The sequence below is a fragment of the Patiriisocius sp. Uisw_017 genome (genome assembly GCF_047731265.1).
In the GTDB taxonomy this organism is placed as follows: Bacteria; Bacteroidota; Bacteroidia; order Flavobacteriales; family Flavobacteriaceae; genus Patiriisocius.
In genome coordinates, this window is the sequence record NZ_CP159835.1 from 2880551 (window position 1) to 2899122 (window position 18572).

16 protein-coding genes are annotated in these 18572 nt (G+C 34.7%); 2 read left to right on the top strand and 14 right to left on the bottom strand.

Going from position 1 to position 18572, the window contains the following annotated elements:
• Nucleotides 1-35 precede the first annotated feature (35 nt).
• From ABXT67_RS13015 to ABXT67_RS13035, 5 genes are all read right to left on the bottom strand, one after another.
• Nucleotides 36-1148, bottom strand: coding sequence for a 7TM-DISM domain-containing protein (locus ABXT67_RS13015; RefSeq protein ID WP_415374477.1), 1113 nt, complete (start codon nt 1146-1148; stop codon nt 36-38).
• A gap of 220 nt (nt 1149-1368) precedes the next feature.
• A complete protein-coding gene (fumC, locus tag ABXT67_RS13020; protein WP_415374478.1) occupies nt 1369-2763 on the bottom strand; it encodes a class II fumarate hydratase in 1395 nt (464 codons plus the stop codon).
• Nucleotides 2764-3810: 1047 nt separating this feature from the next.
• Nucleotides 3811-6330 (bottom strand): gliding motility-associated C-terminal domain-containing protein, encoded by a 2520-nt coding sequence (locus ABXT67_RS13025; protein ID WP_415374479.1) that lies wholly within the window; start codon nt 6328-6330, stop codon nt 3811-3813.
• A gap of 77 nt (nt 6331-6407) precedes the next feature.
• Nucleotides 6408-7247 carry an ABC transporter permease gene (locus ABXT67_RS13030; protein WP_415374480.1) on the bottom strand — a complete coding sequence of 280 codons (840 nt, stop codon included), beginning with the start codon at nt 7245-7247 and terminating at the stop codon, nt 6408-6410.
• 5 nt (nt 7248-7252) lie between these two features.
• Nucleotides 7253-8161: an ABC transporter ATP-binding protein gene (locus ABXT67_RS13035; RefSeq protein WP_415374481.1), complete on the bottom strand. Its 909-nt coding sequence runs from the start codon at nt 8159-8161 to the stop codon at nt 7253-7255.
• 258 nt (nt 8162-8419) lie between these two features.
• Here ABXT67_RS13035 and ABXT67_RS13040 point away from each other — a divergent pair, with 258 nt between their 5' ends.
• Nucleotides 8420-9184 (top strand): hypothetical protein, encoded by a 765-nt coding sequence (locus ABXT67_RS13040; protein WP_415374482.1) that lies wholly within the window; start codon nt 8420-8422, stop codon nt 9182-9184.
• Nucleotides 9185-9241: 57 nt separating this feature from the next.
• Here the strand turns inward: ABXT67_RS13040 and ABXT67_RS13045 are convergent, their stop codons facing one another.
• The 9 genes from ABXT67_RS13045 to ABXT67_RS13085 form a co-directional block, all read right to left on the bottom strand.
• Complete coding sequence (locus ABXT67_RS13045) at nt 9242-10300, bottom strand: nucleoid-associated protein (protein ID WP_415374483.1); 1059 nt, start codon at nt 10298-10300, stop codon at nt 9242-9244.
• Between the two features lie 199 nt (nt 10301-10499).
• Nucleotides 10500-11021, bottom strand: a complete 522-nt coding sequence (locus tag ABXT67_RS13050; protein WP_415374484.1) for an IS1096 element passenger TnpR family protein — start codon at nt 11019-11021, stop codon at nt 10500-10502.
• Nucleotides 11022-11063: 42 nt separating this feature from the next.
• Nucleotides 11064-12077, bottom strand: a complete 1014-nt coding sequence (locus ABXT67_RS13055; protein WP_415374485.1) for a COX15/CtaA family protein — start codon at nt 12075-12077, stop codon at nt 11064-11066.
• A gap of 99 nt (nt 12078-12176) precedes the next feature.
• On the bottom strand, nt 12177-12680 hold the full coding sequence (locus ABXT67_RS13060; RefSeq protein ID WP_415374486.1) for a GNAT family N-acetyltransferase: 504 nt from the start codon (nt 12678-12680) through the stop codon (nt 12177-12179).
• Nucleotides 12677-14092 (bottom strand): CCA tRNA nucleotidyltransferase, encoded by a 1416-nt coding sequence (locus ABXT67_RS13065; protein WP_415376994.1) that lies wholly within the window; start codon nt 14090-14092, stop codon nt 12677-12679. Before ABXT67_RS13065 ends, ABXT67_RS13060 begins: the two co-directional genes overlap by 4 nt.
• Nucleotides 14093-14367: 275 nt before the next feature.
• Complete coding sequence (locus ABXT67_RS13070; RefSeq protein WP_415374487.1) at nt 14368-14928, bottom strand: L-threonylcarbamoyladenylate synthase; 561 nt, start codon at nt 14926-14928, stop codon at nt 14368-14370.
• Complete coding sequence (locus ABXT67_RS13075; RefSeq protein WP_415374488.1) at nt 14918-15832, bottom strand: glycosyltransferase family 2 protein; 915 nt, start codon at nt 15830-15832, stop codon at nt 14918-14920. Before ABXT67_RS13075 ends, ABXT67_RS13070 begins: the two co-directional genes overlap by 11 nt.
• Before the next feature lie 14 nt (nt 15833-15846).
• On the bottom strand, nt 15847-16920 hold the full coding sequence (locus ABXT67_RS13080) for a glycosyltransferase family 4 protein (protein WP_415374489.1): 1074 nt from the start codon (nt 16918-16920) through the stop codon (nt 15847-15849).
• A 101-nt stretch (nt 16921-17021) separates the two neighbouring features.
• Nucleotides 17022-17783, bottom strand: a complete 762-nt coding sequence (locus ABXT67_RS13085; protein WP_415374490.1) for a glycosyltransferase family 2 protein — start codon at nt 17781-17783, stop codon at nt 17022-17024.
• 59 nt (nt 17784-17842) lie between these two features.
• Between ABXT67_RS13085 and ABXT67_RS13090 the strand changes: the two genes are divergently transcribed.
• A complete protein-coding gene (locus tag ABXT67_RS13090; RefSeq protein ID WP_415374491.1) occupies nt 17843-18547 on the top strand; it encodes a polysaccharide deacetylase family protein in 705 nt (234 codons plus the stop codon).
• Nucleotides 18548-18572 lie beyond the last annotated feature (25 nt).

The following is an 18572-nucleotide window of genomic DNA, read 5'->3' on the forward strand; positions in this document are numbered from 1 at the left end:
GTTTAATTTGGCGTTTTTTGTTTGTTCTCCTCTTCCTAGTTATAAATAAAATCAGGTTGATTTTCTAACATTTTAAAATCATCGTTGACGGCTTCGTTTATTTCTAATTTATGATAGAGTTCTTTTGTGAGTTCTTCAATTTCAGTTTCAGTAGTATTTAATTTTCTGGCTATTTTATTATTCTCTTTTCCTTCACTTATGTATTGTAGCAATTTGATTTCAACTCCATCTAAATCGTAGTGCATAATCAAATTCTCTAAATATACGTCTTCCATCATACGAGCAAGGCTATCACGATTCAGAGTTTCTTGTCTTTTCAAGAAAATCTGCATCTCAGTTTTTTGTATAAGAAGTTCTTCTTTTATGGCTTTCATTCTGTATAAAATCGCATAAGTCATTATTATCATTTCCGCTAATAATGCTATTTTAATATGGGAGGTGGTTGTTTCTAGGAACTTAATACCAAGTGGGTTTAACAAAAAGTAGTCCATCGCAAATAATAAGGGAATACTAAAAGAAATGACATAAAATTTAGCATAATTCTTCTTTGGGAATAGCAAAACTCCTGCACCAAAGTAGCTGCATACAACTGCAAACGAAAGCAAATTTGATGCAACGGTAAACGTAGTGTTATCTGTTAGCCAGGCAATACTTGCCATTGCTAAAGCAAGTATAAATAGCGGTATTGTAAAAGCTCTTAGTTTAGGAAAGTGATCTCGGATCAATAAATATTTTGCGGAAAATAGTGCCGAAAGTCCAAATGTAATACAGACAAAAGATGTGGATAATGCTGTAGTTATTTTTCCTGTACTTGAAATAAATTCGCTCAGCAATCCATCGGCAGTAAAAAATAAGCAAACCGACGCTAGTATTGAGATGCCAAAATATCCGTAATTTTTGTCATTAAATATAAAATAACACACAATATTTAGTAAAATAATCATTAATGTGAACCCATAAAATAAGCCTTCAAAAAATAAGTTTGGAGCCTTACTTACTGTATTTAAATATGGATCGTGAATCTCTGCGTTATTTAGGGCAGTGATTGCACCTAAACTATTAGAGCTTGCTTTCCAAGTGGTCGTATTATTTTGAACACTCTTTATAACAAGAGCCGTTTCTTGCTTTACTTCTGTTGTCGCTTTCATTCCAAAGCAGCTACAGTGTAAAAAACTGAAAATTAGTAACATAGATAACGTAAGGGGGGTAGCTAAATGTCTCATAAGTATATTTTAAATCTATTTGGGATGGGCAATATACAAACAAAATGCATTTAAACCAATAAAAATGCATTTAATCGATTAAATACATAAAAAAAAATAGCCTTGTTAAAAACAAGGCTATTATAAATTGAACTATTAACGTAAATTAATTACCTACCATGTCCTCAGGTTTTACCCACGCATCAAATTCATCTTCAGTTAAATACCCTAATCTTACTGCTTCGGTTTTTAAGGTTGTTCCGTTTTTATGGGCAGTATTTGCAATTTCGGCGGCTTTATAATATCCTATTTTAGTGTTTAATGCTGTAACTAACATTAAAGAATTGTTTAATTGTGTTTTAATAACTTCCGTATTGGCCTCGATACCTTTAGCACAATGTTCGTCAAAAGAGACACATGCATCCCCAATTAATTGAGCGCTTTGTAACATGTTAGCAGCCATTACTGGTTTAAAAACATTTAATTCATAGTGCCCTTGCATTCCTCCAACAGCAATAGCCATATCGTTCCCTATAACTTGGGCACATACCATTGTGATTGCTTCACATTGGGTTGGATTTACTTTTCCAGGCATAATAGAAGACCCCGGTTCGTTTGCTGGAATCGATATTTCTCCAATTCCACTTCTAGGACCACTCGCCAATAAGCGAATATCGTTAGCGATCTTATTGAGAGAGACAGCGAGTTGTTTTAAGGCACCGTGACTTTCAACGATGGCATCGTGTGCTGCAAGTGCTTCAAATTTATTTTTAGCCGTTATAAAAGGTAGTGCAGTGAATTTTGCAATATATCCCGCTACATTTACTGCATATCCTTTTGGCGTATTTATTCCTGTTCCCACAGCAGTTCCTCCTAAAGCCAATTCGCTTAAGTGCGCTAAGGTGTTGTTAAGTGCCTTTAAGCCGTGTTCTAATTGCGAAGCATAGCCGCTAAATTCTTGTCCTAATGTTAGGGGAGTTGCATCCATTAAATGCGTACGACCAATTTTCACAACGCTTTTAAATTCTTCAGATTTATTTTTCAAAGTGGTGTGCAAAGCAGTTACCCCCGGAATAGTGACCTCCATTAATTTTTTATACGCAGCAATATGCATCCCTGTAGGAAACGTATCGTTAGACGATTGTGATTTGTTTACATCATCATTAGGCTGCAATGTTTTCTCTCCTTCTCCTATTGTGTGTCCAGCGAGTTGATGTGCTCGATTTGCAACCACTTCATTTACATTCATATTACTTTGTGTACCACTTCCAGTTTGCCAAATTACTAACGGAAATTGTTCGTCATGTTTACCCGCTAAAATTTCATCACACACCTGTGCGATCAAATCGCGTTTTACTTTTGAAAGAATCCCCAACTCGCAATTGGTATATGCTGCAGCTTTTTTAAGGTAAGCAAACCCGTAAATAATTTCTAATGGCATAGAAGCAGGTGCTCCAATCTTAAAATTATTTCTCGAACGCTCAGTTTGAGCCCCCCAGAGCACATTTGCAGGTACTTTAACCTCACCCATCGTGTCTTTTTCAATTCTATAATCTTGCATAGTGTTGTAATTTTAGGCTGCAAAAATAATGGATTCTAACCAATTACTTTGGCTGTAGCCATCATTGTTAGGTTTAAAAATGCGATAAAATTGATGATGTCATTTGATAACATCAAAAAATTAACGTTGATAAGGATGTTAATAAATATGAACTTTTGTGACAGTGGGTGTTTATAGTTTTAAAAATTCATTTTATCTTTGTATACACTAAATACGCTATTATGTTTGATTTCAGTCAATACCTAGGATTTCTTGCTTTTTTAACAATACTGACCATCGGATTTTGGTTAATGATATTTTTGGTATCTATTATACCTTATTGGATAGGAGGGCAACTTATTGAAAATATGAAGTTAAAGCGTGAAGCAAAAAAGAAAGAGAACGAGTAATCGTATATTTATGACTTGTCCTTAAATAACCAAAACATATTATTAAAGGATTAAATTTACTTATTAAAGCTGAACAATGAAATCATTGTTCAGCTTTTTTGATTTACAATGTTTTCTTTTTAATTTTTGTTACTCGCGTATTTTTTCTGTGGTGAGCAATTGGTTCAGCACATAAGGACTTGTAAATATTGATTGTGTTTTTAATTAATAATTTTTTCGCTTACAAGTCAATATCGTACGATGCTATTGTAAATTCTTGTTTTAAAACGCTATTGACAGGTCTAGTTCTTGCCTTTTGCTTTTCCAGCAGCCTGACTTTAGCCTCTAACCCAATAATTTTTTCTTCAGCTGTCTTTGATATTGTTGTAGGTGCTCGGTTTTCCCAATCAACGCTGGCATATTTCTGCAACCATTTAGTCAATGTAAAATCTCTCTAGATGCCATAATTGAGCTTTTCTTGAGATTTTGTCAAGAGTCATTGTTCAACTTCTTCAACTAATTGAGGTTTAAAAGAGAGCGAATAATCTTTTTGGGTACGTTTGGTGTTACCAGTATTTGCTAATGTTTTCAGTACACTAATGTTTTAGTGTGTCGCTATTTCAGTAGGAGACACAGGATATCATAAAAAAAGGAAGCCTTAAGGCTTCCTTTTTTATGGTTAGTAATTTATATATACAAAGCCTGTATAGGGTTTTGGAAGTTGTGAGTCGTTTAGAAACAATACATAATAATAAGTTCCAGTAGGGACTAGTCTTTCTTCATATAAAATTCCAGCATTTGGAATTCCTTTCCAGAAACCTAAATCGTTTCCACCTTCATAAATAAGATTTCCTTCTCGACTGAAAATTTTCAGTATAAAATTTTGATACACATTTAATAATCCTGTAACTTCAAATTCGTCATTAATACTATCGCCATTTGGCGAGAAGCCTTGTGGAATTATAGGAGGGCAATTTTCTGTTCTAATGAGAAAATTGGTAGTAGTGAAGCATATATCATTTTCTAAGCGAACAAATATTGCTTGTGGATTAGAACCATTTTGATAGTTTTCAGGGTCTGCGATTGGATTTGAGTTCTCCACAGCAGCTACTGGACTTGTAAAATAGCTAACAGTGTCCGCGGGATTGGTAGAAATTAAATCATCTTGCTGAGTTAAATCAAAAAATGCCATATTAAACTCTAAATCGCATGCTACTAAATCTGGTAAATCTCTGATGGGAGGGATTTCTTGAAAAATAACACTTGTGTTAAATGTATTATTAGTCTCATCTAGCTCTTCTATAATACCATTTTGAGTTCCGTTATCATCTGCTATGGCTGTAAGGGTAAACGTATCTGCCACGCTTTCTGACAATATGATTTCTATAGTACCTAATTCGCTACCATTTACGGGGAGTATGCTTTCTGTGGCGCTTAGTGCAAAGAACTGACCTGAAATATAAAATGCAATGGGAGTATTTGCTGGTAATGGTGCAGTGCCCAATGTATTGTACACCGTATATTCGATAATTAGATCGCGCCGTCTACAAGCGTTTAGATTATTATCTATGGTAATGGTAGCATCGGGAAGTGGGCAAATAAGAACTTCAACCATAAATGAATCTGTGGTTTGACAAATTCCGTTATCGGCACGAACAAAAATTTCTTCCGGATTTGTTGTGTTTATATATATTTCAGGGAAATCAATGGGAGCTGTATCTGCAATAGCATCCATTTCGCTCATATGAAAAGATAGAATAAGTGTAGGATCAATATTTTCGATGGCTTCGTTTAAATCAAATATTTCAATACCTACGGCATCACAAATTTCCAAATCTTCTAAACCACTTATATCTGGAAGCTCTAAAAGAGAAAAGTCAATAAAAACGCCGTTGTTCTCTTCATTTATTTCATTTACTATACCCGCTCCATTTCCAGTATCGTCTACAAACGCTTGTAATTGAAAATCTGCAGGTATTTGTGGCGGAATTGTTACCGTAATAGCTCCACTTTCTTGTCCATCAATAGCAATTTCAGCCAGTGTTGCAGCCTGCCCTATGAGTGTTGTGTTCGCGTAAAAAGCAATGGGTGTTTTTGGTGGAAGTACATCTGTACAGTTACTGTTAAATACTGTATAATCAATATCAATTGTTCTGTTTCCACATTCAGTGGCACCTGTAACATTACCGAAGTCTATCGTTGCATCTGGAAGTTCGCTGTTTAATACAGTAATAACGTTATTTATCATTACAAAATCCTGACCAGAAGTTAAATCTATCACAGCACTTGTATCTCCAGGTTGGATATTGTTTTCAATGGAATATGAATCAATATCCATATTATAAAGCATAGCGTTATTGGTAAAACTATTGGTACTATTAAATGCGTTGTTTGCGGGATTTAATGGAGGATTACTAATGATGTTTCCATTTATTTGCAAGGTTTCCATAATATCTAGAGATGCGTCTCCTTCCCAAGCTAAAAAACCAATTTTAGCGCCTACATTGTCTAAAACGTTGATATTATTTAGATTGATAGTCAAAAAATTGTTTGTTGCTGAAACACTCTGCAAACCGTCAAAAAGCGTTACTTGATTGAGTGGTAGTGTTGCGTCTTCATAAATAACAGTAATCGCCCAACCTCCAAAGTTGGTCGTATTGCCGCAATATTGGGCAATTACTTGTGTAAGATCTAAATCTGCGAGTGTGTAATTTCCATTCCCCGTAGTGGATACAATATCGGTTACATCGGCATAGGCGGCAAAGTATACTAAGACATCTGTAAGAGAATCACTAAATGTTCTTTCGGCTGTAATTTGATTTCCGTTAAGGGTAACTTGAAAATCTCCTGCGCCAGAACCCGCCCAATATAAGTAAGCGGCGACCACATTTTGACCTGGTTGTAACTCAAAGTCTGCGCTACTACTCGTTAAAATTGCACAAGGAGGGTCTGGTGTATCTGGGGTTGTGTTTTCGGCTAGATTGAGGGTGTTCCCAAAAGCTAAATAATCAAACTGACCATTAAATTGTTGAAATACTTCTACTTGTTGTCCTTTAGAAATCCCCGTTGAAAGACAAGCTAATAATAAAAGGTAGAAGTATCTTGATTGTATATCTAATACAATATTTGATAAGTAGGAATATAGAATGCACAATTTTATATATTCGGTTTGTTTACAAATCGTTAATAGACATTTCATAGCAGCAGTTTCTCTGCTAAATATACATAAAATTAAAGTCCCTGTAAATCCCTTGAGATGGGGCTTTTTTTACTTAATTATAAATCGCGTCTTTTTAAGATAACATAGGACCAATAGACAAATAGACTCGTCCATGCCAAACATACAAAAATAGCAAGAGCAGGAACGTTATATGATTTATCAAAACTTTCTCCCACTTGATTGGCGAGTGTTTGCACACCGCCCAAACGAGTAATTGGTTCTACGATTAAATCTGACATTGCGTTGAGCGGCAAAAAGTTGTAAACGGAATCGATTAGATTAATCTCGTGTACATTCTTTAAATAACTGAAGACAATATACAAGATGCCTTCAAAAACTTGCCAAACACCTAAAAAACCTAAGGCAAAAGCCGATCGCTTTATCCAAATCGCTAAAAACATACAAAAACTAAAGAAGGTTACCAGTTTTATGAAATACCCAAATAGATATTCCATATCGCTAAAGATGATTCCAATTTCCATAAAGTCGCTAAAAAACAAGCCTAAAGTCATTGAAACTATAAACAAGAAAACGGTAGAAATAAATGAAAATAGTAGCACGGCTAAAAATTTTGAAGCTACAAATTCTTTTTTACTCAAACCATCAATTAGATTTTGTTTGAGGGTGCCGTAACTATATTCATTTGCTACAATCGAAACTATTACGATCGCAAAAAATATTTTTAACCAAGCTGCCATGTATGCGTTAAAATGCCAAATAAATGGAAAATTAAAAATACCTTGATCTGCAATTCTAAAATTTACTCCGGCAAAATCAAATTCATAGGATGCAATTAAAGAAATGGCAGTTATGAGCAAGCAATACACAATAGTAATCACTTTTGCTGCTTTGTTCCGTTTTATTTTATCAAGTTCTATAGAGAGTAATCGTAGCATGGCGGTTAGTTTTGTTGTGTAGTATTGTTTGTAAGCTCTAAGAATTGTTCTTCAAGACTTTCTTTTCTTTTTACAAGATGCGATAGTACGATGCCTTTTTCAAACAAGGTGCGGTTTAATGTTGCGGCATCCATTTCCTCAGTAAGAAAGGCAATGAGGGTTTCATTTTCTTGGGTTACTTTTCCTAAGCTTGGATGTGACTCCAGAGCAGTCTTAAGTTTTGGCATATCGTCACATTTCAAAGTAACGAATCCAAAACTCGCTTTCATTTCGTCTACTTTACCCACATAAAGACTTTTCCCTTTCCGAAGCACCACTACGTGCGAACATACTTTTTCAACTTCATCTAGTAAATGAGAAGCCAATAAAATTGTAGTGCCTTGTGCAGCGATTTCTTTTATGATACCGCGTATTTGGTGAATTCCTTGTGGATCTAAACCGTTGGTGGGTTCATCTAAAATTAATATTTCGGGATCATTTAGCAAGGCAGAAGCAATTGCCATACGCTGTTTCATTCCTAATGAGAAACCACTGAATTTATCGTTTTTGCGTTCCCATAATTCTACTACTTTAAGTTTTTTTTCAACTTGACTGCTATTCACTCCTTTAATTTTGCACACGAGTTCTAAATTTTGTCGTGCAGTCATATAAGGATAAAAGTTTGGGCGCTCGATAATAGCCCCTACTTTTTTTAATGCTTCGTGGGTATTAATACTTCCATTGAACCAAGAAAAACTCCCTGTGGTTTTGTTAACTACATTTAGAACAATTCCTAAGGTAGTTGATTTTCCACTTCCGTTAGGGCCTAAAATGCCGTATACATTGCCTTTTTCTATACTAAATGATAGGTCATCAACAGCAGTTATGGGGCCAAATTTCTTAGTTAGGTTTTTAATTTCGAGAATTGTTTCCAAAAGGGAGAAGGGTTTAATGGTTAATACTTGTGAGACGAGACGGGTCTGATTTTGTTACAAAGTTAAAATTTATTTGCTCCACTTTTTGTTGTTATACTTATTTAATAACAGATCTTCAAATGGGATGAAGTCAAATATCCGCATAAAAATTAAGAATAAAATCTGGCTTTTATGATTTAAAACACTCTTTCAAAAAGTATTTGCTTTATTTTATAATTCGCATATTTAAACTCCAAAAAAATAAAGGTTTGGCTTTCTATGAACTATTTACGCAACTATTTTGATGCTAACTCCGGTAGATTAATAGACAAATACCTACACTATTTTGAAGCTTACGATCGTCATTTTTCAAAGTATAGAGGAAAGGAAATTGTACTGCTAGAAATAGGAATATCGCATGGAGGGAGTTTGCAAATGTGGAAAAATTATTTTGGTGGTAAGGCAAAAACATATGGAATCGATATAGATCCTCGATGCAAAGAATTTGAAGAAGAAAATATAGAAATTTTTATTGGCTCTCAATCTGATAAAAATTTCCTGAAAGAGGTAAAAGCAAAAATTCCAAAAGTAGATATCTTGATTGATGATGGCGGGCATACCATGATGCAACAAATCATTAGCTACGAAGAGCTATTTGCGCATGTAAAGGATGATGGAGTATATCTTTGTGAAGATTTACACACGTCATACTGGTTGATTTATGGAGGAGGAATACAAAGAAAAGGGACCTTTATAGAATATAGTAAAAACTTCATTGACCAATTAAACGCATTTCATACAAGACAAAGTTCGTATCAACCCAACGATTTTACAAAAACTGTGAATAGTCTACATTACTACGATAGTATGTTGTTTATTGAAAAACGAACTAGAAATAAACCAACGAATGAAAGTAGGGGAATCATGAGTTTTGAACCTGAAATTATTAAAAGAACAAAAGCCGAAAGACTTAAAAGAGATATTAAAAAGGGTTATAATAAAATACTACAATCCTTAAAATTGAAGGGGAGCGATCTATATTAAGTATAGATTTTTAACTACTTATAACCGCACATCGAAACTGGCACATCGAAAATCAAATTAAGTTTTTTGTTCTTTGTTGAAGTAGATTAAATAATAGTACATCTGCTTTTCTTCATCCCAGCCTTTTTCTACAAATTTATCTGCGCTTTCTGGGTTAATGAAATCTAATTTGATCTGGATATTAGTATCCAAGTTAATCACATTTTTAATTTTCTTTCTTGCTGCCGTTACTGCAGTATTTGCAATAGGGAAGGAGGTAAGGTCTTCAATTTTATATTTTGGTCCTTGCTCTGTTTTGTATTGATTAAACTCAGGAATTAAATCTGGGTTATCAATCACTTCATTTACAAAAGCACTTTCATTAAATAAATCATTTTTTGCAAAGTGGTTTACAGCACGATTCATAAAAAGGACCTCTTCCTTTTTGTCTTCCGCAGGCAATACCACATCTTTTGCAAAGTCTTGACAGAATTTTAAATATTTCTTCGTGCGGAAGTTATCGTCTTCCAAGGCATTTACACCAAGAAACCCCTCGAGCCAATAGCGGGCATCATAACGATTGCTGTCTACTGAAAGCACTTTATACCCTTCTTCCTTATTTACATCAAAAATAATACAGCCTTTATCTAATTTATTCAAATTAACACCGCGCTCTAAATGGGCTGTTACATTGTTTTCTTTTTCAGAAAATTGAAGGAAATCCTGTTTTAGTTCACTTTTAAAAATACCAATGGCATTTACTTTTACATTGTCCAATTGTAAATTTTCAAGATAGGCTATATATACTTCACCATCTTTAATATGTGGATGTGTTGACTGATCGTAGAGGTGTTTTGTGATCTTTTTACTTTCTTCGTGAATTGTTTCAGGATCTGAAAAAATGGCCGTAGCAGCGGCATAAACTTCACTAAAATCTAAATCTGCCTCATTGACAAATTGGTAATAATTCTCTTCTTTTTCTCTAAATGGTTTCAGAAAAAACTCCTTCAGTAAAGGTGTGATTTCGTCGTCCATATGATATGGCTGACTCGAAAGCACTAAAGGTTCGTTCTTACTTTTATTACCTGCTCTGTGTATAGAAAGAGAGGCAATGTGTGTATTATAGAGGTTGATCATGTTTAGTTATGAGTTGTGATACGGAGACTTTAGCACTAACCTCGACTAATTAAGGTTGTCTTTGTCTGGTTTAAGGTTTCAGATATTTTATTTTTTTTTAATAAAGCAAGTTGGCTAAGGTTGCTGATTGATTCCGTCTATTCTGCGGAATTGTATTGAAGCCATATTACAATTGCGTCCAAGTTACTGCCAACGAAGGCTAGTTCCAATGTTCATCAAAATCTAAGTCGTCATAATTTTCAGCATCAAATTCGTCATCAAAATTATCATCGTCCTGATCATCGCCGTGCATACTTTCTGAAACGAATTCTGGATCTTGCGGCTCTAGTGGAATTTCGCCTTGCGCGAACATTAAATTAGGATACAAAATTCCTATTTCTGGTTCAGCAATATCTGCTAATTCAATAATGAAGGTCCACATAGACATAAAGTCATAAATATAAACCAGATTTCGATGGTCTGCGGAAAGGACATGATTCAGTTTTGTGTTTGCCATTGTTTTGACAGCATCTTCACCTTCACCCATTTCAAAAAGAGCAATTTCCTTTTTTTGTTCCCACTCCTCATTGCTTTCATAGAAGCTTGCTACTTCTAGTCCCTCAAAGCCAAAGGCTTGTGTTATGGCGTTATGGAAATCTTCAAACGTTTCGTTTTCTTCAATTTCAATGTCTCTAAAAACTTCATCTTGGGAATTCAAAATGACTCTAAAACGATAAATCATATACTCAAAATATTAGCGGTGCAAAGATAGTACTTTCAACCGCTATTTACTAAACCTATGAAGGGTAAATGTCATTGCAGCTAAGAGGAAAAATGCTGCTACTTGATGCAACACTCCTAATATTACAGGGACTTGTAAAACAAGTGTCAAAACGCCTAAAATAAACTGCACAAACACTAAAGCGAGTAGGGAGTTTAAACCTATATTTTGAAGTCTTGTAGTCTTTAGCTTGCGGGCGTTATACCATAGCGCAGCGATAAGCCCTACGACAATGTAGGCAAGGTATCTATGGACAAATTGAACTCCACTTTTTCCTTCTATAAAATTTCTCCAAACAGGAGTTTGTTCTGTAGTAACGGTCTCGTGAATAAGCGCTCCATCATTCATTAGAGGCCAGTGATTGTGAATCCACCCAGCATCTAGGCCAGCAACAAAAGCTCCCCAGATAATCTGGATCACTAAAATAACAAGCGTAACAATGGCAAGATTTCTAAATTTCTTATCAATCTCCTTTTTCTCCGGAAATTTTAAATCGAGTGCTACCCATAAAGTGAAGGCAAATGTTATAAAAGCAGTAGTTAAGTGCATCGCCAAACGGTAATGACTAACATCTGGGCGGTCTACCAAACCACTTTTGACCATATACCAGCCTAAGAATCCTTGAAAAGACCCTAGTCCTAATAAAACAAGACATTTCTTTAAGGTGCTTTTTGAGAGTTGTTTTTTAATTAGAAAATATAGAAAGGGGAGTAAAAATACCAATCCAATAAAACGTCCAATAACACGGTGGATCCATTCCCAGAAATAGATGTCTTTGAAATCTTCTAACGACATCCCGCTATTTATTTTTTGATATTCAGGATATTCTTTATAGAGTTCGAATGCTTCATTCCATTCGACCGCATTCGTTGGAGGAATGGTTCCTGAAATAAGTTTATAATTAGAGATAGATAGTCCAGAATGCGTCAAACGGGTAATTCCCCCAACCACTACCATAATAAAGATAAGTGTGCATCCAGTTAGTAACCAGTATATAACCCTATTGTTGTCTTTCATTTGTATAAAATAGTTAATAATACAAAAGATAGAATGCTTGCGCTATTTATCTTCAGTTGGTTTACATTTTGTTGGAAGACATTTCATAGTCTTCTCTTTTCAAGTGGTACATAAAAGTTTTTCTGTCTCGCCTGGAAAGGGTTTAATTTCAGTTTGCTGAAATTTTAATTTTTCTAAAACTTTAGCAGAAGTATTATTTTCAAACATTATAAATCCCAATAGTTCCTCTAAACCTATGTTTTCAAAAGCAAATTTTAAGATTGGTTTTGAAGATTCTGTTGCAATTCCTTTTCCCACATACTTAGGTAGGACCCGGTAGCCTAAATCAGAATTATTGATGTCTTTTAAGAACTTAATCCCATTAAAACCGATGATTTTATTATCTTCTTTGTGAATGATAGCAAACCTTCCGTAGCCGTAACTTTCATAATCTTTTAACCAAATATCAGTAATTAACTTTCTCGTGTCGTTTTTAAATACTGCATTTTTATCCCCAGTAAGTTTTTGTACTTCAGGATTTGATGCGAATTCATAAACGCCGTCTTCAACTCCTAATTGAAATGGTCTAAAACGCAATCTTTCTGTTTCAGCTATAAAATTCACTCTTCAACTTTAAGTCCTATTGACGCTGCTTTCACAATCATATATTTTTTGGCGGCTTCATATTCGTTTGGAATTTCACCTTCAAGAATAGCTTCTTTTATAGCATCTTTTATAATACCAATTTCTCGACACGGAGTCAAGTTAAACGTTTTCATAATTTCCTCTCCACTAACTGGTGGTTGGAAATTGCGAACATGGTCTCGTTCTTCAACTTCTAAAATCTTATCCCGTACTTGTTTGAAATTTTCGTGATATTTTTTAAATTTTTTCGGATTTTTTGTGGTAATATCTGCCTCACAAAGCGTCATTAAATCTTCCACGAAATCTCCTGCATCAAAGACTAATCTGCGCACTGCACTATCTGTAACGTCACTTGCCAATACAATTGGGCGAGAGCTCATTAACACCATTTTCTGAACATACTTCATTTTGTCATTTAATGGCATTTTTAATCTTTTGAATAGCTTAAATACCATTTTTGAGCCTACAAATTCGTGCGCGTGAAAGGTCCAGCCAACTTTCTTATCAAAGCGTTTTGTTGGTGCTTTTCCGATGTCGTGTAATAATGCCGCCCACCGAAGCCATACATCATCTGTATTTTTTGCAATGTTGTCTACCACCTCGAGCGTATGCCAAAAATTATCTTTGTGTCTTTGCCCTTCTTTTTCGTCTATTCCTTGTAATGCAAGTAATTCTGGAAGAATAAAAGACAATAATTTTGTTTTATGTAATAATGCAAATCCAATGGACGGTAATGGTGAAATCAGGATTTTATGAAGTTCATCAACAATACGCTCTTTCGAAATAATCTTAATCCGATCTGCATTTTTTGTAATTGATTGGAGTGATCTTTCTTCAATTGTAAAGTTGAGTTGTGTTGCAAACCTAATAGCGCGCATCATTCTCAATGGATCATCGCTGTAAGTAATGTCTGGATCTAGCGGCGTACGAATTATCTTACGTTGTAAATCTTGAATCCCATCAAAAGGATCCAATAACTCACCATAAGTAGCTTCACTAAGTGAAAGTGCCAATGCGTTGATGGTAAAATCTCGCCTGTTTTGATCGTCTTCCAAGGTCCCAGAAGCGACTTCTGGATTACGACTTTCAGGAGTGTAGGATTCTTTGCGCGCGCCTACAAATTCTAATTCGGTAGTATGTGACTTTAACATCGCGGTTCCGTAGTTTTTAAATACAGAAACATTTGGTTTTCCTGGGAGTAACTTTGAAACTTCTTTGGCAAGTTCAATTCCATTTCCAACGACTACAATATCAATGTCTTTTGCATCGCCTCTTTTTAAAATATAATCACGAACAAAACCACCAATTACATAGGCATCAACACCCAAGTTCTTAGAGGCTTTCGTTATGGTTTTAAAAGCTGGGTTTTTAAGAGCGTTTGAATACGAAATTGAAGACACAGAAGCATTTTTTTATGGTTTACAAAGGTATAAAAAGTAAGTTGCAGTATGTTGCAGCAGCAGGTAGTTTTTTGATATATTATCAAATTTTTAACGTTGTCAAATGGAGCCTACCAAAGTAAGATAATGCCGTGTTTTCAATTAAAAGACAATGTAAAATGCCATTGAAATTTTCACAAGATAAGCAGAGACATATCTCAGTTTGGCTCCTTATGTCTTGCTTGTGAATAGCGCACCACAGAGACATAAAGATATGGCTGTGTGATTTATTTACGAATTACACTAACTTGACCATCCAAGGTTAGTTTAATAATTGCGGAAGATTTGCCCGCTTTATTTTTCTGATTAAGGTTAACAATGTAATCAACACCATCCTTAATTGTATCACTTATTTCACTAAAGGAAAGAGGCGTTGGCTCACCTGTTACATTTGCGGATGTAGAAACAATAGGCCGTCTAAACTTACGGAGTAATTTCTCGCAAAACTCGTCTTTAACAACTCTAATGGCCAAAGTATTATCAGCCGGAATAATGTTTTCTGAAACACGAATAGGGTTGTCGTAAATAATAGTGGTAGGTCTGGAAGCGTATTTTAAAATGTCATAGGCTACTTCGGGAATTTCTTCCACAAACTCATTCAGCATTTTAAAATCGTGTACAATACAAATCATTGCTTTTGTTTCGATTCGTTGCTTTAGTTTGTAAACTTTATCAATTGCTGAAGGGTTAGCAGAATCACAACCTATTCCCCAAACAGTATCTGTAGGGTATAAAATAAGGCCTCCGCGTTTTAATACTGCTAATGCATTTTCAATTTCAGTTCTCATTGATATACCGTATTTTTTGTTTTTGTTTAAGCGAATTTTTTAATATCGCACTTGAAATAACTGTGGGTACTAAGTACCATTTTTTTGGTTTTGAAAGTAATACAAAGGTAAGATATCCTCGTATCAAATTGTATTTAACAACTCCAAAGTTTTTGCGGGTACTGTATAAAAAACTACGGTACCCTTCTTTATTGATTTCTTTGGAAACAGCAATACTCACCCCTTGAAAATGTAAGATTTTTGCCTTCGGAAGTAACACACTTTCAAATCCTATTTGTTTAAGGCGATGGCAAATATCCATTTCTTCCCAGTATAAAAAAATGTTCGTATCAAAACCACTTATTTTTGAAAACACGTCAGTTTTAAAGAATAGAAATGCACCATTTACCCAATCAACTTTTAAGGGAGCAGTGTATTCTTGCTTTCGTTTTGGATAGCGATTCGGATTTGATTTTTCAAGAAAACCTCTGCCTAAAAGTAAGCGTCTTAATCCCTTATTATGATCAAAAGACGGAATAAAATTATTGTTCTCGTCATAATTCTGTGCGGTGCAAACACCAACTTTGGGGTTTGAATCCATATATCCTTTGCAAATATCTAAGGCATCGTTTATCAACATTGCATCATTATTCAAAAATAAAATATACTGTGCATTTGCAAATTGTGCACCGTACATATTTCCGCCTCCAAATCCTGTATTAATAACACTGCGATGAAGCGCTACATTTTTTTTCTGAGGAAACGAATCTTTTAAATTCTTGTAATCCTCAATTTCAGAATTATTATCTACAACTATAATTTCGATAGAAAGTTTGGGGTTGGTCTTTTTTAAAACCGTGTCAACGCACTCTAAAGTATATTTAGAAGAATTATAATTTATAAGTATTACAGCAATATCTTTCACGGGTACAATTTACTTTAATCAATTCCTAAAACCGAACGATACACCTCCATATATTGCTTGGCTGTTTCGTTCCAGTTAAAATGCTGTGCACGATTTACATACCAATTTTTATAGAACTCTTCATTTGCGGTGTATTTTGACATTCCATCGATCAATACTTCTGCCATATTCTCTGGATTGTAATCGTGCCAATAGAAACTATGTTCACCGCCTATTTCGGGTAAGGAGGTATTATGGCTTATAAAGACAGGTTTTCCAAAGCGCATTGCCTCAATAGGAGGGATGCCAAATCCTTCGCGTAAGCTTGGGAATACTAATGCTTCGCAGTTTTTTAAATAATAATTTTTTGCTGTATCATCAATTTTTCCTGTTTGAAAAATACGATTTCCTACTCCCAATTCTTGTGCTAGTTGCGTGAGTTCTTTGGCGTATATAGAACTGTTACTTCCAGCTAAAACTAAGTCATATTGAGGAAGTAAGGGAAGCATTTGAACCAAGGTTTTAAAGTTTTTTCGTGGACTAAAGTCTCCAATACTAAACAAGTATTTTTGATTTGTTAGTACCGAAGGTTTGAAGTCTTTAGAAACCGAAACATCGGTAATGGTATTCCCATTGTAAATAACATATTCAGGAACTTTGGGAACGTCAAAATGCTTGTGGGTGTCTTCTTTCGCAAATTGCGAGATATAGACAATAGCATTGCTTCGTTTTAGTTTTTGATCAAACTGTTCTCTTAGCTTTTGTTGCATTCCTTCAGACCCTTCCGTTATAAAATGAATGTCGTGTACAGTAAGTAAATATGGAATATTGTAGAATGGTTCAATCTTAATGTTTTGATTGAGTGAATGCCACAAATCATATTTTTTCTTAATTCTGAATGGCTTGTGTCGTGTAATACTGTGGTACTTTTTATATTCGAAATCTTCCCCAAAATTTTTCTTTAAATCCTCGACATTCTTCCCGTGTAAAATTAGTTGTATGCCTTCGGGTTGTTGTGCTGCTAATCCTTTAATCAAATGAAAGTTGAACTGTCCAAAACCCGTAAATAGGTTCTTTAAGTTATGTGATTCTAGGAAGACTTTTTTCATATTGATGCCCGAGTAGTGGGGTAACTTTGATTTATGTTTTGTTTTATTAAGCCTTGAACATCTTCCTAACCCATTTCAAAGGGGAGGCTGAGAGGGGATGTTCAATCAATATTCCGATACAAAAGCCACAAATGTACATAGCGTTTAAATACAGAAAAGGCACTAGTATAAGCTAATATAAAACCTTCTTTGCCGTCAAGAATACCTAAGCGTAAAAAATATTGGCTCATAAAACGATACCAAGGTCTAAAGAAAAAATGATACCCTGTTGGTTTCTTCCCTTTTTTATAGAGCATCTGCGCTTGCAACTCACTATATCGATGCATTTTTGAGGTGTAGTTGTCAAAATCCTTATAGGTGTAATGTGGTAATCTGTTTTTTAAAATAGCAGTTTCTCCATCAACTTCTAAAACTTCGTGTACTAGATTTGAATTGTATTGACAGTAGTTTTTATCAAAAAGTCGAACCACATTATCATTTTGCAAACCACTATATTTAATGCGCTTGCCCATAAAATGAAATTCTCTATTTACATAATAGGCAACGGCTTTTGGATTTTTAAGAGTTGTAATAATTTCAGAAGCGAGTGGTTTTGTAATTTCTTCATCAAGATCAAAAAACACTACCCAATCGTGATTTGCTTTTGAAATGGCAAAATTCTTTTGAGCTGAAAAATTATCAAATTCACGTTGGTATACGGTTATCTTTTCGTTTATTTTTGCAATATCTAAGGTTTTATCAATGCTTTTAGAGTCTACAATAATAATTTCGTCAGCAAAATAAAGACTTTCTATGTAGGCAGGGAGCGCCGCTTCTTCGTTGAGCGTGATGGCAATTGCCGAAATTTTTGGTAACTTTTCCAATCGCGGTTCGTTATTTGGGTAAAAATACTAATTTTACAAAGATAATACTTCTAAAAACTGTGTCTAGACTTCCCATTTTAATGTATCACCATATCGCTGAAACAAAAAGCGAAGGACTTACCATTTCTGCTGCCGTACTAGAAGCACAATTTAAGTTTCTAGCAGAAAACGGATATCATACGTATCACTTTAATGAGTTACTTACCCTTAAAGAACTACCGTCAAAAAAAAATGTGATGATAACCTTTGACGATGGTTTTGTGAGTCAGTTATCTTATGCTGTTCCATTGTTAAAAAAATATAAATTAAAGGCTACTTTCTTTATCACATTGAAACATATAGGGAAAACTGATGCTTGGAACAGTGGAGAAAAGGAAATAATGACCCCTGAAATGCTACATTCTTTAGACTCAGAAGTCATTGAATTAGCACATCATAGCTACGAACATAAAAAATATGATGAATTGTCTTTTGCTGAAATAGAGGAAGACACGAAGAAAAGCTTTCAAATAGTTTCTGAGAATGCCTTGGAATTTACCACGGTTTTAGCCTATCCCTATGGAAATTTTCCGAGAAACAACCCTGACAAAGATCAGTTTGTTAATCTGTTGAAAAATCATCAGTTCCGCTACGGATTAAGGATTGGAAACCGGGTGAATAAATTTCCGTTTAAAAATCGGTTTATGATCAATCGTATTGATGTAAAAGGAGAATTTTCACTTTCAGTCTTTAAAAGGAAGTTGAAGTGGGGGAAGCTAATCTGATTACAGCGTTTTTATTTTGAACGAA